This is a genomic window from Virgibacillus senegalensis (assembly GCF_000821245.2).
GTDB lineage: Bacteria > Bacillota > Bacilli > Bacillales > Amphibacillaceae > Sediminibacillus > Sediminibacillus senegalensis.
The window spans coordinates 563,324-580,611 of record NZ_LN611425.1 but is presented as its reverse complement, the minus strand read 5'-3'; the positions used below and the strand labels follow the sequence as shown (position 1 = coordinate 580,611).

Below are 17,288 nucleotides of genomic sequence, written 5' to 3'. Positions count from 1 at the left end.
TCCTTGCAGGATTTATACAAACTATGAGGGATGATGGACAACTATGAATGAACGGCAGTGACTTTTTCCAGATGATTAAAAAATGCAGGGTAAGAAATATTGATACAGTCGGGATTCGTCAACGTTACCTCCCCTTCCGTTATCAAAGAGGCAATAGCAGCCATCATGCCGATCCTGTGATCCCCAAATGAATCTGTGTTACCCCCTCGCAAAGGGGTTTTCCCTTGAATGATCATGCCATCCTCTGTAGGTTTCACCGTTGCGCCCAACGCTTTAAGCGTATTGGTGACCGCAGCAATTCTGTCTGTTTCTTTGTACCTTAATTCCTCCGCATCACGAATTCGTGTTTCACCTTCTGCCTGGGTAGCTAGTAAGGCAACGATGGGCAATTCATCTATCAGACGCGGAACTAAATCTCCCGCGATAATCGTGCCTTTAAGCGGGGCATAATCGATTTGGATATCACCTAAGGCCTCTCCACCCTTCACTTCCTCATTAAGGATGGTTAAATTAACCCCCATGTTTTTAAGAACTTCAAGGATCCCCGTTCTAGTCGGATTTAAACCTACCCGCTTCAAAAGAAGCGAGCTACCTGGCACTAACGCAGCCGCAGCTGCAAAGAAAGCGGCAGAAGAGATATCGCCTGGCACTTCCACATTGGTACCTTTTAGTGCTTGTTTCCCGTTTATCGATATCACGTCACCCTGGATGTCGAGCTTTGCACCGAACCCTTCCAGCATGGTTTCCGTATGATTTCGAGTCGGAGTTTTCTCGGTTATGACCGTCTGGCCATCTGCAAGGAGGCCTGCCAAAAGAACACAGGATTTAACCTGCGCACTTTTAACAGGCGGCTCAAAGGAGATCGGCTGCAGCTGCCCTCCTCTGATTGCCAGGGGCAGCAACTTTCCATCGGATCTTCCGTCAATTTCAGCTCCCATCTGTCGCAATGGCACCGTTACTCGATCCATCGGGCGCCTGGATAAGGATTCATCCCCATATAAAACAAAATGATGCGGCAAACCAGCCAGGACTCCCAACAATAACCGGGCTGTCGTTCCGGAATTACCTAAGTTAATGGGCCGGGAAGGTTCTTCGAGCGCACTTGCTCCTTTTCCATGTACAATGATTTTTTCCTCGTTCACTTCTATTTGCACACCCATCGCACGAAAAGCATCAATGGTCCGTAAACAGTCTTCTCCATGTAAAAAGTGTGTGATCTCTGTAGTCCCTTCGGCCAGAGACCCGAAAATCACAGCACGATGGGAAATAGATTTATCGCCTGGAACCGTTAATTCTCCAGTGAGAGGAGAGTTAACCGGATGGAATGTTCGCTTCGCCATTTTCTTTTCTCCTTTTATTCTTGAATGGTTGTTTCATATCCTTTGCCGGATAAAATCTGTTCGCTGTCCTGCTGGGACTTTTTGTCTGGAAAACTTAATCGAAGAACACCGGTAATTCCTTCGCGGATCTCCAAAATTTCAATATTATTAATACTGATTTGGTTGGCAGCCAACAATTCTACCACCTTCAGCAATGCTCCAGGCTGGTCGTGTATGTCGACGTACAGATCGTAAAAGGCGGGAATTGCCCCCTTTTTCTTTGGAGCCAGTCCATCCCTGTATATCTTGGCCTGCTCTAAATAATGATACATCGTCTCCCGATCCCCATTTACCAACAGGTCCTTTAAGGAACTCATTTCCGATATCCAGTCCTCCAATAATCCAGCCATCCCTTTTCTATTATGAAAAAATATGTCCTGCCACATGTCAGGATTGCTGGATGCTATGCGGGTTATATCGCGGAAACCACCAGCGGCAAGTTTCGGTATATACGGGTGGGTTTCCTGCCAATTTTTCGCCTGATGTACCAGCGAAGAAGCGATCAAATGGGGGAAGTGCGATATCACACTCGTCATTTCATCATGCTCCACCGGATCTAAGGTAATGAAATTACTTTTTGTTCCCTGCAACAAACCCTTTAATTCTTCAATTGATTCATCGGTACAATTATACATTGGAGACAGGACATAAATAGCATTTTCAAACAAATGTACTTTTGCTGCCTCTATCCCTTTCTTATGAGACCCAGCCATCGGATGACCACCAATAAACTGGATATTCGGGGATTCAAGAGATTGGGCCGCCTTCATAATCGGTTGTTTTACAGAAGAAACATCCGAAACAATCAATGTTTTATCTAAATCAATCGTATCGAGCTGCTGAATGAGATCAACCGTTTTCGATACCGGAGCTGCCAATATCGCAAAATCCGCCTTGACCACCGCCTTGCGGAAATCACTCATTCCTTCGTCGATGATTTCATTCATTAAACAATATTCCAACACTGCAGGATTGATATCATAGCCTATCATATGGTGTTTTCCAGTTTGTTTGATGGTTAATGCGATAGAACCGCCGATCAATCCAAGACCGGCGATCAAGACCGTTTTTTTCACTGTAACTTCCCTTCTTTTAAGGAAGCAAGATACTCACTTATATATAATTCGAGTTCTTTCATATCTTCAAGCTTTCCAATGGTGACCCGAATTCCATTTGGATGCCCCAAGGCATCGCCGGACCGGACAATGAACCCTTTACTAAGCAAATATTCAAACATTTCATCACCACTGACAGGCAATTGGACGAAAAGGAAATTGGTCTCTGAATCATAATAACTCAATCCCTCTTTGTCGCAGAATTTCATAAACTGATGTTTATTTTCGATATTGGTAGTTACGGAATCTTGTAAAAATGCTTCATCCTCCAATGCAAGCAGCGCTGCTTTTTGTGCGGCGGATGTTGTATTAAAAGGTCCGCGGGTAATATTGAGAAGTGTTGCAATCTCTTTGCTGGCAATACCATATCCGATTCGTAAACCCGCAAGACCATAAGCCTTGGAAAAGGTCCTGAGGACGATCAGGTTGGGGTATTCTTCCAATGCTTTTACTGTGTCAGGTGCATCCTCCGTCTCGATATATTCATAGTAAGCTTCATCTACTACGACCAAAACGTGTTTCGAGCAATTTTCCATCACATATCTGAAATCGTTTTGTCCGATCAGAGCACCGGTCGGATTATTCGGAGAACATAACCATAAAATGTTTGTCTGATCATCAACCTGATTCAACATTCCCTCTAAGTCATGATAACCATCGATTAAGGGAACCTCCCTGATTTCAGCTCCTTCAATCAATGCATTGTGTTTATATTGAGGGAAAGTAGGATGAGCCATTACCGTGTTTGTGCCTTCATCCAAATAGGTTCGGCTAATGATTTCCACGACCTCGTCAGAACCACAACCAAAAATCAATTGTTCCCCATCAACGCCAAGTTTTTGCGCCAGTTTAGTACGCAAAACCGTAGAGTAACCATCTGGATAGACTTCCAAGTTTTTGATCAATTCAGGTAAAGCCTGCTCAACCTTTGGGGAGAAGCCAAACGGGTTTTCATTGGAAGCTAGCTTGGTTATTTTCTCAAGTCCATATTCCGCCTTAACATCTTCAATTTGTTTACCGGGTTTATAAGGTGCCATCCCTTTGAATACTTCTTTTGCTAACATTATTCCGTCTCCTCTCTAACGCAACAAGTCTGGTCTTAGCTGCACCGCCTGGTTATGATAGATATGCCGGACATCCTCCTGCCGTGCATTACTGTTAACTGTCATCATAACACGGATGCATTTCGGCAGACTATTCGGAACTTCTATTTCTTTCATACACATGACAGGTACGTACTTCCAGCCGTCGATTTCCCGAAGGCTTTTGGCTGGAAATCCGGCATTGATGTCGTCTGTGGCAGAGATCAACACAGTCGCAATGTCCTCCGGCGAAATTTCATTGGCTTTCGCCATTTCGATCACGAGCTCCTTCGTATTTGAAATTATTTCTTCGGCGTCATTTTTCGAAACAGTCGTGGCTCCTCTTATTCCTCTAATCAATTTCCCACCAACTCCCCTAAAAAATCATCGGCAATGTCAAGCAGCAATTTATCATCTACTTCTCGTACTTCAAGCTGTCCTACCTTTTTCATCAAAACCATCTGAATGCGTTGGTTTTTAGATTTTTTATCCATTTTCATTCGTTTGATCAGCTTTGTTGTATCTAAATCGGTTAAGTCCATTGGATATCCGTTTTTCTTCATCCAACTATGCAGTTTATTAATAGGAAGGTTATTACCATAGATAACCTCGCTTACTCTCATCGCAAACAGCATTCCTATCGCTACAGCCTCTCCATGTGTAATGGCTCCATACCCGAGCTCAGCTTCGAGAGCATGACCAAAGGTATGGCCAAAATTCAAAAACTGCCTTATTCCACTTTCTTTCTCATCTTGTTCGACAATTTTGGCCTTAACCCTTATGCCTCTGAGCAAGTGATCCATCAAAACCGAACTGGAAAGCTTGTGGATTCCCCCATAGGTAATAACATGGTCGAAGTAATCTATATCACTTATCAACCCGTGTTTAACCACTTCTGCATAACCTGAACGGATTTCCTGTTCGGAAAGCGTGTACAGAGTTTCGACATCATAAATAACTGCCTGAGGAGGATAAAAACTTCCTATCAAGTTTTTTCCTTCCGGATGATTGATAGCAACCTTTCCACCTACACTACTGTCATGGGCCAATATCGTGGTCGGTACTTGAATATAATCAATGCCCCGCATATAAGTCGCTGCAACAAATCCTGCCAAATCGCCAACTACTCCCCCGCCAAGCGCTATCATCAGTGATTGGCGATCAAGCTGACGGTCAATGCAATCCGTCACTAAGTCAAAATAAACATCTTTGCTCTTGGATCCTTCTCCAGAAGGAACAATCGAGGAGAAAACGCGTTGATCCAGTCCAAAAGCAGCTTTTACATCCTCTAAATAAAGATCAGCAACTGTGCTGTCCGTTACAATCATGATGGTTCGGTAATCTTTCGGAAGAAATGATGCTAGTTTATGCCTGATTTTTTCCCCAATATGTACTTGATAGTGATTGGTAGCTGTCTTAATGGTAAGAGAATTCATTTAAAATCCCCTGATTTCTTCCCGGTATGCTTCGATTGCTTCTTTCAGCTTTGGGAATTGGTCATGCGGAAACTGTTCCAATAAGCCTTTTGCGAGCTCGAACGCTACTACATGTTCCATTACCACAGAAGCTGCCGGCACTGCACATGCATCGGAACGCTCAATACTGGCTGAGAAAGGCTCTTTGGTATCGATATCTACACTTTGAAGTGGTTTATAGAGTGTCGGAATAGGCTTCATTACACCTTTTACTACTATAGGCATGCCAGTCGTCATTCCGCCTTCAAATCCTCCTAACCGATTTGTTTTACGGTAATAGCCTCTCTCCTGATCCCAGGCAATTTCATCGTGCACTTCACTTCCATTCCTTCTTGCAGCTTCAAATCCGATACCGAACTCAACTCCTTTGAAGGCGTTGATACTGGCAACGCTCCCAGCGATTCGTCCGTCTAGTTTCCGGTCATAATGGACATAGGAACCAACACCTGCAGGCATTCCTTCCACATAGACTTCACACACGCCGCCAATCGAATCTCCTTCTTTTTTAGCCTCGTCGATGGCATCCATCATTTTTCGTCCTGCTTCATCATCCAGACAATGGACAGGAGATTGCTCGGAAATTCTTTTTCGCTCTTCCATTGTTATGCCTGGTCTATCATTGGCTTCTATTCCAGCTATTTCTTTTACATAGCCGACTACATGGATATCCAACTGGGCAAGCAGGGTTTTTGCTACTGCACCAGCGGCTACTCTTGCTGCTGTTTCCCTGGCTGAAGAACGCTCCAACACATTCCTTATGTCTCTATGGCCATACTTCATTGCACCATTTAAATCAGCATGTCCTGGTCTTGGCCTTGTTACGGTCCTGCGGATTTTTTGTCCTTCTGGAAACGGATCTTCTCCCATGATATCTTCCCAATGTTTGAAATCGTCATTATGTATTACCATCGCAATTGGTGAACCAAGGGTATACCCGTGGCGCACGCCGCCTGCTATTTCAACCAGGTCTTTTTCTATTTGCATCCGCTTACCTCTGCCATGCCCTTTTTGTCTACGCAATAAAGATTCATTGATATTTTTCCGTGTTAAAGGAAGCTGGGCAGGTAATCCTTCGATAATAGTGGTTAATTGTTTGCCATGTGATTCTCCGGCGGTTAAATAGCGCATGAATATACCTCCATATACATTTAATTTTGTACTACTATATCATACCTTGTAATCCTTGTGGGCAGAAAAATTTTCAGAAAACGTTTACAATTCTGTATTTATTCTCCCTTTTCCCTTTAAGAAAGGCGCCCCCTTAAAGAGAGCGCCTTCTGTAATGCATTAAGATTGTTTCTGATAAAAGAAATTGTCGATGACGCTAAGATCATATTGCTGAGGTTGGAAGATTTGCTCCGTACTCCCCACAAAAAACACACCATCTTTGGTCAAGGATTTGCTGAAATTTAGATAAACTTTTTGTTTCGCTTCCTCCGTGAAATAGATAAGTACATTTCTACAAACAATCATATCTACATTTTGTTCAAATCGATCAGAAAGCAGATTGTGTTTTTTAAACTGAACCAACCTTTTGATTGAATCATCCACCCGAAATAAAGCTCCTTCCTGATGGAAGTATTGTTGTTTGACTGCTTGTGGTACTTCCTTTAAAGAACGTTCCGGGTAAAGACCTTTTTTTGCTCTTTCCAATACCGTCTCATCTATATCTGTCGCAAGTATCGTAATATCCGCCGGGTCCATATATTGGCGTAATATCATAGCAATCGTATAAGGTTCCTCTCCAGTTGAACAGGCCGCACTCCAAACCTTCAGTTTTCTTTTCTTCTTTAATAGGGAAGGTAGTATATTTTTCTCTAAAGCTTCCCATCTTGGATAATTCCTATAGAATTCCGAAACATTTATCGTCACTCTATCCAAAAATTCTTTTAACATTGTATCGTCTTCTGACATTGCCTTGTAATAGGAAAGGAAATCCTTATAACCCCGCTTTTCTCTAAGTGTGTTCAAGCGCCTTTTCATCTGCACTTCTTTATAAAGGTGCAAGTTAAGCCCCGTTTTCCTATGGATCAAAGCAGTGAATTCCTGATAGTCTTTCATTTTGACTTTCTCCTCTTCTCCCATCTATGATAATTATTATCCTAAAGAAATTTATAAAATAAGTAAATAAAAATTTACATCTATGAGAAATACAAAAAAACGACAAAGTGAGTCTCTCTTTCCTGAAATAAGTAGGCTCTCTGCCGAAAGTTGTTATTCTTAGACGAACGCCCGACCCTCCTCGGGTAAGCCCACTGTGGGTCTCGGTCGCCCGTTTCACCGCAGGAATCTCACTTATCCTCAGTTATGCTAATTTGCTCTATAAAGCCAACAGTGCAGCTTGTGGAATAGAGCGGCGTTTCAAACTAAAAAACCCCGCTAAGCAGGGGTTTTTTAATTAGTACAACCAGTTTTTATTGTTTGATTCGTATTGCAAAAGTTCTTTTTCATCGAAAAACAGATGAATCTCTCGCTCGGCGCTTTCAAGAGAGTCCGAACCGTGTATGACATTCTTGCCTACTGTAACGCCAAAATCTCCTCTTATCGTTCCAGGTGATGCTTCTTGAGGATTGGTCTTACCCATCATCTGACGAGCAGATGCGATGACGTTCTCCCCTTCCCAAACCATAGCAAAAACCGGAGAGGATGTGATAAAGGAAACCAGTTCACCATAAAACGGCTTTCCTTTGTGCTCTCCGTAATGCTCGCCAGCTAATTCCTCGCTAATTTGCATTAACTTTGCAGCTCTTAACTGATAACCCTTTTTTTCAAACCTTTCGACAATTGTGCCGATTAAATTTCGCTGTACCCCATCAGGCTTAACCATAATAAATGTTTTTTCCATGACTTACACCTCTTCGCGATAATTTGGTATGTATGAAAGCGCTAACCTAGTAAAGTCTATCAAATTATTGCGAGAATTACAATCCTATTATGATTTCCGTTTGCCGATATATTTGGCGATATCCTTTAGTGTCTGCTTGGCTTTAATATCGGGAAGCTGGTCAAGTGATTGATATGCTTTCGCTAAATATCTTTCACTCAGCTCAATGGATTTTTCGATTGCTCCTGAAGATTTAATCCTTTCGATAAATGGCCGGATGTCTTGTGTCGTCAACCGTGAAGGATCATCAAACAGCGTAGTTAACTCAGAACGGAAAACGGGGTCTTCCATGGCATAAAACACTGGCAACGTCAGGTTTCCTTGAAGTAAATCGCTTCCAGCAGGTTTTCCAAGCTCCTTCTCTGAAGCTGTGAAATCAAGAATGTCATCAATAATTTGATAGGACATTCCAATATGATATCCGTATCGCAGCAAGGCCTTTTCATACGTTTCCGGTACCTCTGCCGCTATTGCCCCAAGTCGGCAGCTGGAAGATATCAAAAGAGCAGTCTTCCGCTTGATTCGGCGTAAATAGTTTCGGACATTCTGGTTCACCACATACTTATCCCGTATTTGTTCTACTTCCCCTATACATAGTTCCACGATTGTTTCCGATAATAGCTTGTGGGCCCGAGGGTTTTCCAAAGACGTTAAATATTCAAGTGAACGGGCAAATATATAATCACCTGTGTACATAGCAACACGGTTATCCCACTTTGCTTTAACAGTCGGCTCGCCCCGGCGAAGTTCGGATTCATCAATCACATCATCGTGTACAAGTGAAGCCATATGTATTAATTCCATCGAAACCGCAATCGTCTTCATCCGCTCCATATCATAATCTCCGAATTTTGCAGACAGCAGTACAAATACCGGGCGCAGGCGTTTCCCTCCAGCCTGGAGCAATTGCTGGGAGGCATCCCTCAGAACCGGGTGCTTCGCATGTATCGTCTGATCGAGGGCTTTTTCGATTTGATCCAAGTCTTGCTTTAAATAAGAATAAGTCATTGCTAATTTCATGTTTGTCACCTTTGCATTAAGTTTGAGATGGCTTTTCACCCATATGCATGGCGGCAACTCCGCCAGTATAGCCTTTCATTTGCACATTGGTTAATCCGGCTTCCAAAAACATTGTCCACAACTCTTGTTTGCCCGGAAAATCTTTTGCAGACTCATGAAGCCAAGAGTATTCCTCATAGCTTTTTGCAAACATTCTTCCAAACAATGGCATAATAAAACGGAAGTAAAAGTAATATACTTGTCGGAAGCCGATCGCAGTCGGCTGGGATGTTTCCAAACATACCACTTTGCCGCCGGGTTTCACTACTCTGGTCATCTCTTTCAAAACCTGCATGTAATCTGGCACATTTCGCAACCCAAATCCGATGGTCACGAAATCAAAACTGTCATCGTCGAATGGAAGTTCCATGGCATTTCCATGAACGAACTCCAAGTGATCGATTCCCTGTTCTTGCTGTTTTGCTCTGCCGACCGAAAGCATATTTTTACTGAAATCAAGTCCTACTACTTTTCCGGCTGCTCCTACAGCATCAGCTAAAGACAAAGACCAGTCACCTGTTCCACAGCACACATCCAATGCAGAATCGCCCTGCCGGACATCCATGCGCTTCATGACATCTTTCCGCCATGCCTTGTGCCTCTGAAAAGAAATGATGGAATTCATGACATCATATCGATTATATATCTTTTCGAAAACGTGATGGACACGTTCTTCTTTTGTTTGCTGATTCATTGCGGTCAACCTTCCTCCACTATTTTGGAATTGTTCCCTATATACTCATAGATCACCTTATTCGTATAGGACCTCAGCGATTGAAAGTGGACTGGAAGCTGGGATACGGTCTCTTCCACTCTGGAAAAACTGCGCTGGATGAATTGCTCAACGGTATTGACGATTTGATTATAGTGAATATTATGAGCAGGTCCTTTTGTCAGTAAATCGAAGACAGGTGAATGCTCCTGCTGAAGATAATTGTGCTTTTCTTTAATCAATTTCCTCGTCAATAGCAAGTTGCTCGTAAATTCATTGACAGCTGATCGTTCAAAAAATTCTGCCACACGACGTATTAATAATGACTCAATCTGCATCAACGCATCCATGAACTCTTCGATGGAGTCGAACTCTTTATAATAAACTGTCATTTTCAATTCATTGATTTCCTTAATCGCAGAAGCAAGTGTATGGATCATCGCTATATCATTAAGCTGGGATAAAAAATAATAATACAGACCACTGAAATAATCACCGGCCAGCACCGTCAGTTGCCGTTGTTTTTTGGTACGGTCGGATTCATTTTTTTCCGCATGCTTTGAAACCAAATCATGGGTATCCAGGGCGATTTGTACCAGCATGACGGTTATAATGTAATTTTTCTTTTTTGTTTCCGAATATGTAGTATTTTTAACGATAGAGGATAGGATGTATAGTTTATCTTCATCAATGACGGGCTTTTGAATATACTTCTGCAAATAAGAATGTTGTATCTTCTCTTCAATCGCTTCTTTCATTTCTGCGAGCGGTAAGTTCGATGTTTTCAAAGTAATCACCCTAGCCCTTTCATGCAATATCCCGATATCTTGTCTATTCTATAGTATAACATAACTCTCACTTGTTATCGCATAAAGTATCTTATCATTTGAAAGAGTAAGTACCAAAGGAACAATCCTTTTTAAACAAAAATAAAAAGGGTGCATAAATTGCACCCTTTTGCCCTTATGTAAATTATTTTACATTGTCTTTCAGGGCTTTACCCGGTTTGAAAGCAGGAACCTTGCTTGCAGGGATTTCAATTTCATCACCTGTTTGAGGATTACGTCCCTTACGTGCAGCACGCTCGCGTACCTCGAAGTTTCCGAAACCAATCAATTGTACTTTCTCACCGTCTTTAAGTGAATCCATGATAGATTCAAAAACTGCGTCAACAGCTTTTGTAGCATCTTTTTTAGAAAGATCGCTTTTTTCTGCGACTGTGTTAATTAGTTCAGTTTTGTTCATGACATTCACCTCCTCCCAATCGTTGCTTGCATGTTTCGAACAATGAAGTCATACTTCCATTTGTTCACCAATATTAAGTATTTTATACCTGCGTCATCTATTAAAAAGATGACATGGCTTATAATAAACGAGTTTTTAAGGAAATTCAACAAAAATCAGCAACTTTATTCATTTTTTGTGCGTATTTCCTGTATTTATTAAGCCCGGGCATATTTGGATAGTATCACAGTTGAATACTGTCATCAAGCAGTTTTATGGTGAGTAAAGTAAAATTGCAACAGATTTATGAATTCTGTTGCAATTTGTAACAAATTTTGCCCAAGAGTTGCTTCCATCATTCTGCAGGCTCTAACGCTCTATGATATGTTCACAGCAAGGGAGGAATCCGTGCACATACAAAACAAAAAAGCGGCCTTGTGGAAGCCGCTAAAGAATAATTGCTATTAATCCGCCGGAGCCTTCATTTATAATGCGTTCCAGCGTTTCTTTCAGTTTATACCGGGCATTTTCCGGCATCAAAGATAACTTCGCTTGAATGCCTTCCCGTACAATGGAGCTCAAGGACCTTCCGAATATGTCCGATTCCCAAATGGATAACGGATCTTCTTCGAAGTCCTGCATTAAATATCGTACCAGTTCCTCGCTTTGTTTTTCCGTACCGATGATAGGAGCAAACTCTGATTCCACATCCACTTTGATCATGTGAATGGAAGGTGCCACGGCTTTCAATCGCACACCGAATCGTGATCCCTGGCGGATGATTTCCGGTTCATCAAGCACCATATCCTGCAACGTTGGTGCTGCCACACCATAACCGGTTTGTTTGACCATCTGCAATGCCTCAGCAACCTGGTCATATTCCCGTTTGGCATTGGCAAAATCCTGCATTAACTCAAGAAGATGATCTTTTCCTCTGATTTCCTCCCCGACTATTTCTTTCAGAACCTGGTCGTACAAATGATCGGGTGCTTGCAAATCGATTTCAGCTACTCCTTCACCCATTTCCATACCGGCCAGCTTCGCTCCATCGATGTAATCATAATCACTGAAATTGCCGACAACGCGATCGACATCCCTCAGCCTTTTGATATCCCTGACTGTTTCCTGAATAGCTGATTGATAGTTCTCGCGGAGCCAATGGTCTTCGTTCAAAACCATCACCCAGCTCGGAAGATTTACATTGACTTCAAGAACAGGAAATTCATACAAAGCTTCCCGGAGGACGTTGTACACATCGTGTTCCCCCATGCTTTCCACGCTCATTGCCAATACAGGAATATCATACTTTTCGGATAATTCCTGCCGCAGCAGTTCCGTATCTTGTTTGTACGGCTGCACCGAATTGATTACCATGATAAATGGCTTGCCAACTTCTTTCAGTTCTTCCACAACTCGAGCTTCTGACTCCAAATAATCCTCACGTGGTATTTCACCAATCGATCCATCCGTTGTTACGACCACTCCTATGGTCGAATGCTCTTGAATCACTTTTCTCGTACCGATTTCTGCTGCATCATGGAACGGGATTGGCTCCTCATACCAAGGAGTATTGATCATTCTCGGGCCATTTTCATCTTCAAAGCCTTTGGCACCCTTCACTGTATAACCGACACAATCTACTACCCGAACGTTTACATCGAGACCTTCATCGACTTGAATCGAAACAGCTTGATTCGGAACAAACTTAGGCTCAGTAGTCATAATAGTCTTGCCAGCTGCGCTCTGCGGCAATTCATCCTGTGCCCTTGCTCTTTCTCCTTCATCCTGGATGTTTGGCAATACGACGAGCTCCATAAACTTTTTAATGAAGGTTGATTTACCTGTACGTACAGCCCCTACTACTCCCAGGTAAATATCTCCATTGGTCCGTTTCGAGATATCTTTAAAAATATCTACTCTTTCCAAAAAATCCCCTCCCGGTCTACTTCGCCATAGAACGATTACGAATCTTTGACATTTAAATTCTATGACGTTGTCCTATCAAAATATGACTTGTTTAAATGAAAAAGTTGAATAAAAAAATAATGCAAGGATAAGGGATGCTTGTAGATATGCCTTCAGACTTTTTCAAATTAGATTGTTAGTCGATATAGAGATGGACAAATTAGACCAAGCTTCTCCAGAGCACTCTTTGCCAAGCACCCTGGAGGAAGCCCCATTCCCCTTACGAATAACATAACCGGGAATCGCAACAACCCTCTTTTGGAAGCCTTTATGTAACATACAAAATCCCTTGTCACATTATATGCGGCAAGGGATAAAGTATTCAGAAGTATTTTACTCCTCATTTCTTAATTCCTTTGCAAACACCGGCTCTTCCCCTTCAATCGTGTAAGGCAGCGAGTAAGCCGGTGCAAACGGAGTATTTTCTGACAGAATAAACCGGATATCATCCCCGGTTTTAAAGCTGTGATCATACGACTGAATCGCTTCGTACAAGTCCGGGCGGTAATCGACATAGGCTTGACCCTGGACATCCATTACCAGTGAAAGGTTTTTCTGAGAATAGGGGCTCTGAATTTGCGGCTTTTCATCGAATCCAATTTTATCATAATTAATCTTATATACTCCGTCAGCTATCTGTTCACCAAAGGGTGGATAAAGATGTTCATCACGGTATAAATCGATTGCACGCATCACCGTCCGTATTTCTTGGGCAATCCGCAAATCGATCAATTTGACCTGAGGATTTTCCTCTGGGTCAACCAAAACATATTGGTAAATGCCTCCGTTTTCAAAAGCGGTCCCCGGAATACTTGAAATGTAACCGCCTTGTTTCAGTGTTGTAAAATCAAGCAAATATTTTTGAAATACCGGGGTATCATTCGGTTTCGTCTTTATCGGGACGAGACCTTGGTTATCTTCTCTATATTGGGTGACTGCCTGCTGAATTGTTTGAAGTTGCACTTCATTCGGTACCTGATTTTTAGATAATTGATCATTCGGATACAAGCAGCCGCTTAACAAAACCGCCATCAACATAAATCCTACAGACGTGAGCCATTTCATTGATAAATCCTCCTAAAAAGCAAAACGCTAGCCTTCAGCATCCCTGCGTTCTCTTTGCGAAATATTCCCATTAGCCCGTCGGCCCGCTGAAGACGATATAAAAAATGATTAATCCGCCGACAACTAAAAATATGTAAGCGAAACATGCCACAATGCCAGCTAAAAAACCGCTTAATTTGTATCTGCTAAATAAAATTAATCCAATTGCCAAAAATAAAAAGATAATTCCACCGAAGGAAATATACATATTCAACATGGATTCTGACATTTTTTTCACTCCTTTGGGTTCAATCGGACAAGCTCTTAATTGCATTAGATATTATAACATAATCCATTTTCAACAGTTATGTAAAACAACAAATTTTCGTCAGGAACCATGCACGCTCGCCTGAATGAAAACAAAAAAACCCGAGGTAGAAGGGGCAAAATCTACCTCGGTACGACTAAATAATACCCATTGCGGCTCTAAAATGAATGCTTGTGCGATTTATATTATGCGAGCCTTATCCACTTTGTATCATCACTTTGCCCAAGTATCTGCTATTTTTTAAACAGCTTGCCCAGCGAGTTCATGTCTGCTGGCATCTTATTGCCTGTAATCGACTCAACGATTTTATCTTCTTTTTCTTTCGAAATCGGCTTATCTGCCATCTTGGCTAACTGTTTAACCAGCCTGCGCACCGTTTTCTCATCAGAGAAGTCAGCATTTTTAACGGATTCAGCTACTTTGAAAATTTGGTCAGGCTTAATATTCGAGTTTTTTTGAATCTGGTCAAACATATTTTTCTGAAAGTCGCTCACGTCCATTCCTCCTTGCCATGGTCTTCCCAACATTATATGCAAGGGGTGGAGCGGCGTGTTAACCAGTAAAACGATTATTCAGAATTACCGACAGATCATCCATCTCTTGACGCCTGTTCCGCTTCATTAATTGATCCACCACATCTTTTGGAAAAGCATCTTCAAATAGAATACGGAAAAGTCCATCCGTAATTGGCATATCGATTTGTTGAGTATGGGCAAGCTGATGCGCGGCCTGAGTTGTCCGTACTCCCTCGACTACCATTCCCATATGCTCCAGTACATCATCCAGCTTTTTTCCCTTTCCTAACAAGTTTCCTGCTTTCCAGTTTCTGCTGTGTACACTTGTACAAGTGACGATTAAATCTCCTACACCAGTCAAGCCGAGAAAAGTAAGGGGATTGGCTCCCATAGATGTACCGAGTCTTGCAATTTCGGCAAGCCCCCGTGTGATCAAAGCCGCTTTTGCATTGTCACCATAACCTAGGCCATCCGAAATGCCGGCACCGAGAGCGATAATGTTTTTCAAAGCTCCCCCCAGTTCCACACCGATCATATCAGGGCTCGTATAAACCCTCAAATTACCATTTATAAACAAATCTTGAATCTTTTTTGCTTCTTCAAGGTTTTCAGAAGATGCTGTCAATGTCGTCGGTTGTCTTTGACTTACTTCTTCTGCGTGGCTTGGTCCGGACAAAACGACGACTTTATCGTATAACTGAGGAGACAATTCCTCATCGATCATCTCTGAAACCCGTTTAAAACTGCCCGGTTCAATCCCTTTCGTTCCATGCACCAGGGTAACCTGTTGTTCCAGTACGTTATTCAGTTCTCTGCAAACTTCTCTTATAGCTTTGGTGGGGACTACCAATAAAACAGTCGAGACACCACTTACTGCCTCAGCTAAGTCATGGAATGCAGTAATGCCATTCGGCAAATGGACCCCCGGCAAATAACGTTCATTTTGACGAGTTTCATTGATAGCAGCTGCATGGCTTTTTTTATGAGACCACAAGCGTACATCATGATCATTATCGGCCAGCACCATCGCTAGAGCTGTCCCCCAGCTACCCGCACCTAATACTGCAATTTTTTCCACGGAATCTCCTCCTTTATTTTCTGCGTCTTGCAAAAATCTTGATTGGGGTGCCTTCAAAACCAAAGGCCTCCCTTATTCTATTTTCCAAAAAACGCTCATAAGAGAAATGCATTAATTCCGGATCGTTTACAAACACTACGAAACTCGGCGGTTTCACAGAGACTTGGGTCGCATACAATATTTTCAACCGTTGTCCTTTAACAGTCGGTGTTGGATTCATTGCCAGCGCATCCATGATGACATCATTCAATACGTTTGTTTCCACGCGCTTGGCATGGTTTTCGCTAGCTTCCAATACTTGTGGCAGCAAAGTATGAATCCGTTTTTTCGTTTTTGCCGATAAGAACACGATCGGTGCATAGTCAAGAAATTGGAAGTGGGCCCTGATTTGATCTTCAAATTCCTTCATTGCCTTCTCGCTCTTCTCAACTGTATCCCACTTATTGACGACAATGACGACAGCTTTCCCGGCTTCATGGGCATAACCGGCAATTTTTTTATCCTGTTCAATGATACCCGTTTCCGCATCGATCAAGGTCAATACTACATCGGAACGTTCTATTGCTTTCAATGCACGTAGAATGCTGTACTTTTCAGTCGTTTCATAAATTTTACCGCGTTTTCGCATACCAGCAGTATCGATGATCACATAATCTCTTCCATCCTTTGTAAATGGTGTATCGACGGCATCCCGGGTAGTTCCGGCAATGTCACTTACAATAACCCGTTCTTGGTTTAGCAAGGCATTCACCAAGGAGGACTTGCCCACATTCGGACGTCCGATCAGACTGAAATGAATGGTTAGATCGTCATCCTCCGTCTGTTCAAGTTCAGGGAAGTGTTTCACCACTTCATCCAACATATCACCCAGACCTAGTCCGTGCGTTCCGGAAATCGGAAACGGTTCCCCGAACCCAAGCGAGTAAAATTCATAAATTTGATCGCGCATTTCCGGATTATCTACCTTATTAACTGCCAGGACGACAGGTTTATTTGACTTGAACAACAGCTTGGCCACTTCCTCGTCAGCTGCTGTAATCCCTTCCCGGCCGTTCACCATAAAAATGATGACGTCCGCTTCATTGATGGCCACTTCGGCCTGCTCGCGCATTTGAACGAGGAGTGGCTCATCACCGACCTCGATTCCTCCGGTATCGATCACATTAAATGTCGTCGTCAGCCATTCCGCCTGTGAATAGATGCGGTCTCTGGTTACACCGGGAATATCTTCGACTATGGATATTCTTTCTCCGACCAACCTGTTGAAAATGGTTGATTTTCCGACATTCGGACGGCCGACTATTGCTACAATTGATTTCCTCATGAAAGGTTCATCCTTTCTTTCTACTTTAACTTCTATCATTTGTTTAAAACCGAAGGCTCTAACTTTTCTATTTTAGCAAAAGAGGAATTTTTAAACAACGCTTT

Annotated in this window: 18 protein-coding genes; all 18 read right to left on the bottom strand. The window is 42.5% G+C overall.

The window, feature by feature from the left end:
* Window positions 1–41: 41 nt before the first annotated feature.
* On the bottom strand, window positions 42–1,340 hold the full coding sequence (aroA, locus tag BN1067_RS13685) for a 3-phosphoshikimate 1-carboxyvinyltransferase (protein WP_053219404.1): 1,299 nt from the start codon (window positions 1,338–1,340) through the stop codon (window positions 42–44).
* 14 nt (window positions 1,341–1,354) lie between these two features.
* Entirely contained in the window at window positions 1,355–2,455 is a 1,101-nt protein-coding gene (locus tag BN1067_RS13680; RefSeq protein WP_053219403.1) for a prephenate dehydrogenase, read from the bottom strand.
* Window positions 2,452–3,558 (bottom strand): histidinol-phosphate transaminase, encoded by a 1,107-nt coding sequence (gene hisC, locus BN1067_RS13675; protein ID WP_053219402.1) that lies wholly within the window; start codon window positions 3,556–3,558, stop codon window positions 2,452–2,454. Before hisC ends, BN1067_RS13680 begins: the two co-directional genes overlap by 4 nt.
* 15 nt (window positions 3,559–3,573) lie before the next feature.
* Window positions 3,574–3,936, bottom strand: coding sequence for a chorismate mutase (aroH, locus tag BN1067_RS13670; protein ID WP_053219401.1), 363 nt, complete (start codon window positions 3,934–3,936; stop codon window positions 3,574–3,576).
* The gene (aroB, locus tag BN1067_RS13665; protein ID WP_053219400.1) at window positions 3,933–5,012 is read right to left on the bottom strand and encodes a 3-dehydroquinate synthase; all 1,080 of its coding nucleotides are present in this window, start codon (window positions 5,010–5,012) and stop codon (window positions 3,933–3,935) included. The genes aroH and aroB overlap by 4 nt, the downstream gene beginning before the upstream one ends.
* Window positions 5,013–6,179 carry a chorismate synthase gene (gene aroC, locus BN1067_RS13660; protein ID WP_053219399.1) on the bottom strand — a complete coding sequence of 389 codons (1,167 nt, stop codon included), beginning with the start codon at window positions 6,177–6,179 and terminating at the stop codon, window positions 5,013–5,015.
* 159 nt (window positions 6,180–6,338) lie between these two features.
* Window positions 6,339–7,112 (bottom strand): CheR family methyltransferase, encoded by a 774-nt coding sequence (locus BN1067_RS13655; protein WP_053219398.1) that lies wholly within the window; start codon window positions 7,110–7,112, stop codon window positions 6,339–6,341.
* A gap of 337 nt (window positions 7,113–7,449) precedes the next feature.
* A complete protein-coding gene (gene ndk / locus BN1067_RS13650) occupies window positions 7,450–7,896 on the bottom strand; it encodes a nucleoside-diphosphate kinase (RefSeq protein ID WP_053219397.1) in 447 nt (148 codons plus the stop codon).
* A gap of 87 nt (window positions 7,897–7,983) precedes the next feature.
* On the bottom strand, window positions 7,984–8,955 hold the full coding sequence (hepT, locus tag BN1067_RS13645; protein ID WP_053219396.1) for a heptaprenyl diphosphate synthase component II: 972 nt from the start codon (window positions 8,953–8,955) through the stop codon (window positions 7,984–7,986).
* 16 nt (window positions 8,956–8,971) lie between these two features.
* On the bottom strand, window positions 8,972–9,688 hold the full coding sequence (menG, locus tag BN1067_RS13640; protein ID WP_053219395.1) for a demethylmenaquinone methyltransferase: 717 nt from the start codon (window positions 9,686–9,688) through the stop codon (window positions 8,972–8,974).
* A 5-nt stretch (window positions 9,689–9,693) separates the two neighbouring features.
* Entirely contained in the window at window positions 9,694–10,503 is an 810-nt protein-coding gene (locus BN1067_RS13635; protein WP_053219394.1) for a heptaprenyl diphosphate synthase component 1, read from the bottom strand.
* 175 nt (window positions 10,504–10,678) lie between these two features.
* The gene (locus BN1067_RS13630) at window positions 10,679–10,951 is read right to left on the bottom strand and encodes an HU family DNA-binding protein (protein ID WP_035426707.1); all 273 of its coding nucleotides are present in this window, start codon (window positions 10,949–10,951) and stop codon (window positions 10,679–10,681) included.
* Window positions 10,952–11,377: 426 nt separating this feature from the next.
* A complete protein-coding gene (gene spoIVA / locus BN1067_RS13625) occupies window positions 11,378–12,856 on the bottom strand; it encodes a stage IV sporulation protein A (protein WP_053219393.1) in 1,479 nt (492 codons plus the stop codon).
* A 372-nt stretch (window positions 12,857–13,228) separates the two neighbouring features.
* Window positions 13,229–13,960, bottom strand: coding sequence for a hypothetical protein (locus tag BN1067_RS13620; protein ID WP_053219392.1), 732 nt, complete (start codon window positions 13,958–13,960; stop codon window positions 13,229–13,231).
* A 70-nt stretch (window positions 13,961–14,030) separates the two neighbouring features.
* A complete protein-coding gene (locus tag BN1067_RS13615) occupies window positions 14,031–14,228 on the bottom strand; it encodes a DUF2768 domain-containing protein (protein ID WP_053219391.1) in 198 nt (65 codons plus the stop codon).
* A 272-nt stretch (window positions 14,229–14,500) separates the two neighbouring features.
* On the bottom strand, window positions 14,501–14,761 hold the full coding sequence (locus tag BN1067_RS13610; protein ID WP_053219390.1) for a stage VI sporulation protein F: 261 nt from the start codon (window positions 14,759–14,761) through the stop codon (window positions 14,501–14,503).
* A gap of 58 nt (window positions 14,762–14,819) precedes the next feature.
* Window positions 14,820–15,860, bottom strand: coding sequence for an NAD(P)H-dependent glycerol-3-phosphate dehydrogenase (locus BN1067_RS13605; RefSeq protein ID WP_053219389.1), 1,041 nt, complete (start codon window positions 15,858–15,860; stop codon window positions 14,820–14,822).
* A gap of 13 nt (window positions 15,861–15,873) precedes the next feature.
* Window positions 15,874–17,184, bottom strand: coding sequence for a ribosome biogenesis GTPase Der (gene der, locus BN1067_RS13600; protein ID WP_053219388.1), 1,311 nt, complete (start codon window positions 17,182–17,184; stop codon window positions 15,874–15,876).
* Window positions 17,185–17,288 lie beyond the last annotated feature (104 nt).

Excerpts from the sequence above, each read along its gene's own strand:
- aroA (WP_053219404.1), bottom strand. The coding sequence starts at position 1,340 with ATGGCGAAGCGAACATTCCATCCGGTTAACTCTCCTCTCACTGGAGAA.
- hisC (WP_053219402.1), bottom strand. The coding sequence starts at position 3,558 with ATGTTAGCAAAAGAAGTATTCAAAGGGATGGCACCTTATAAACCCGGT.
- aroB (WP_053219400.1), bottom strand. The coding sequence starts at position 5,012 with ATGAATTCTCTTACCATTAAGACAGCTACCAATCACTATCAAGTACAT.
- aroC (WP_053219399.1), bottom strand. The coding sequence starts at position 6,179 with ATGCGCTATTTAACCGCCGGAGAATCACATGGCAAACAATTAACCACT.
- BN1067_RS13655 (WP_053219398.1), bottom strand. The coding sequence starts at position 7,112 with ATGAAAGACTATCAGGAATTCACTGCTTTGATCCATAGGAAAACGGGG.
- ndk (WP_053219397.1), bottom strand. The coding sequence starts at position 7,896 with ATGGAAAAAACATTTATTATGGTTAAGCCTGATGGGGTACAGCGAAAT.
- hepT (WP_053219396.1), bottom strand. The coding sequence starts at position 8,955 with ATGAAATTAGCAATGACTTATTCTTATTTAAAGCAAGACTTGGATCAA.
- menG (WP_053219395.1), bottom strand. The coding sequence starts at position 9,688 with ATGAATCAGCAAACAAAAGAAGAACGTGTCCATCACGTTTTCGAAAAG.
- BN1067_RS13630 (WP_035426707.1), bottom strand. The coding sequence starts at position 10,951 with ATGAACAAAACTGAACTAATTAACACAGTCGCAGAAAAAAGCGATCTT.
- BN1067_RS13620 (WP_053219392.1), bottom strand. The coding sequence starts at position 13,960 with ATGAAATGGCTCACGTCTGTAGGATTTATGTTGATGGCGGTTTTGTTA.
- BN1067_RS13615 (WP_053219391.1), bottom strand. The coding sequence starts at position 14,228 with ATGTCAGAATCCATGTTGAATATGTATATTTCCTTCGGTGGAATTATC.
- der (WP_053219388.1), bottom strand. The coding sequence starts at position 17,184 with ATGAGGAAATCAATTGTAGCAATAGTCGGCCGTCCGAATGTCGGAAAA.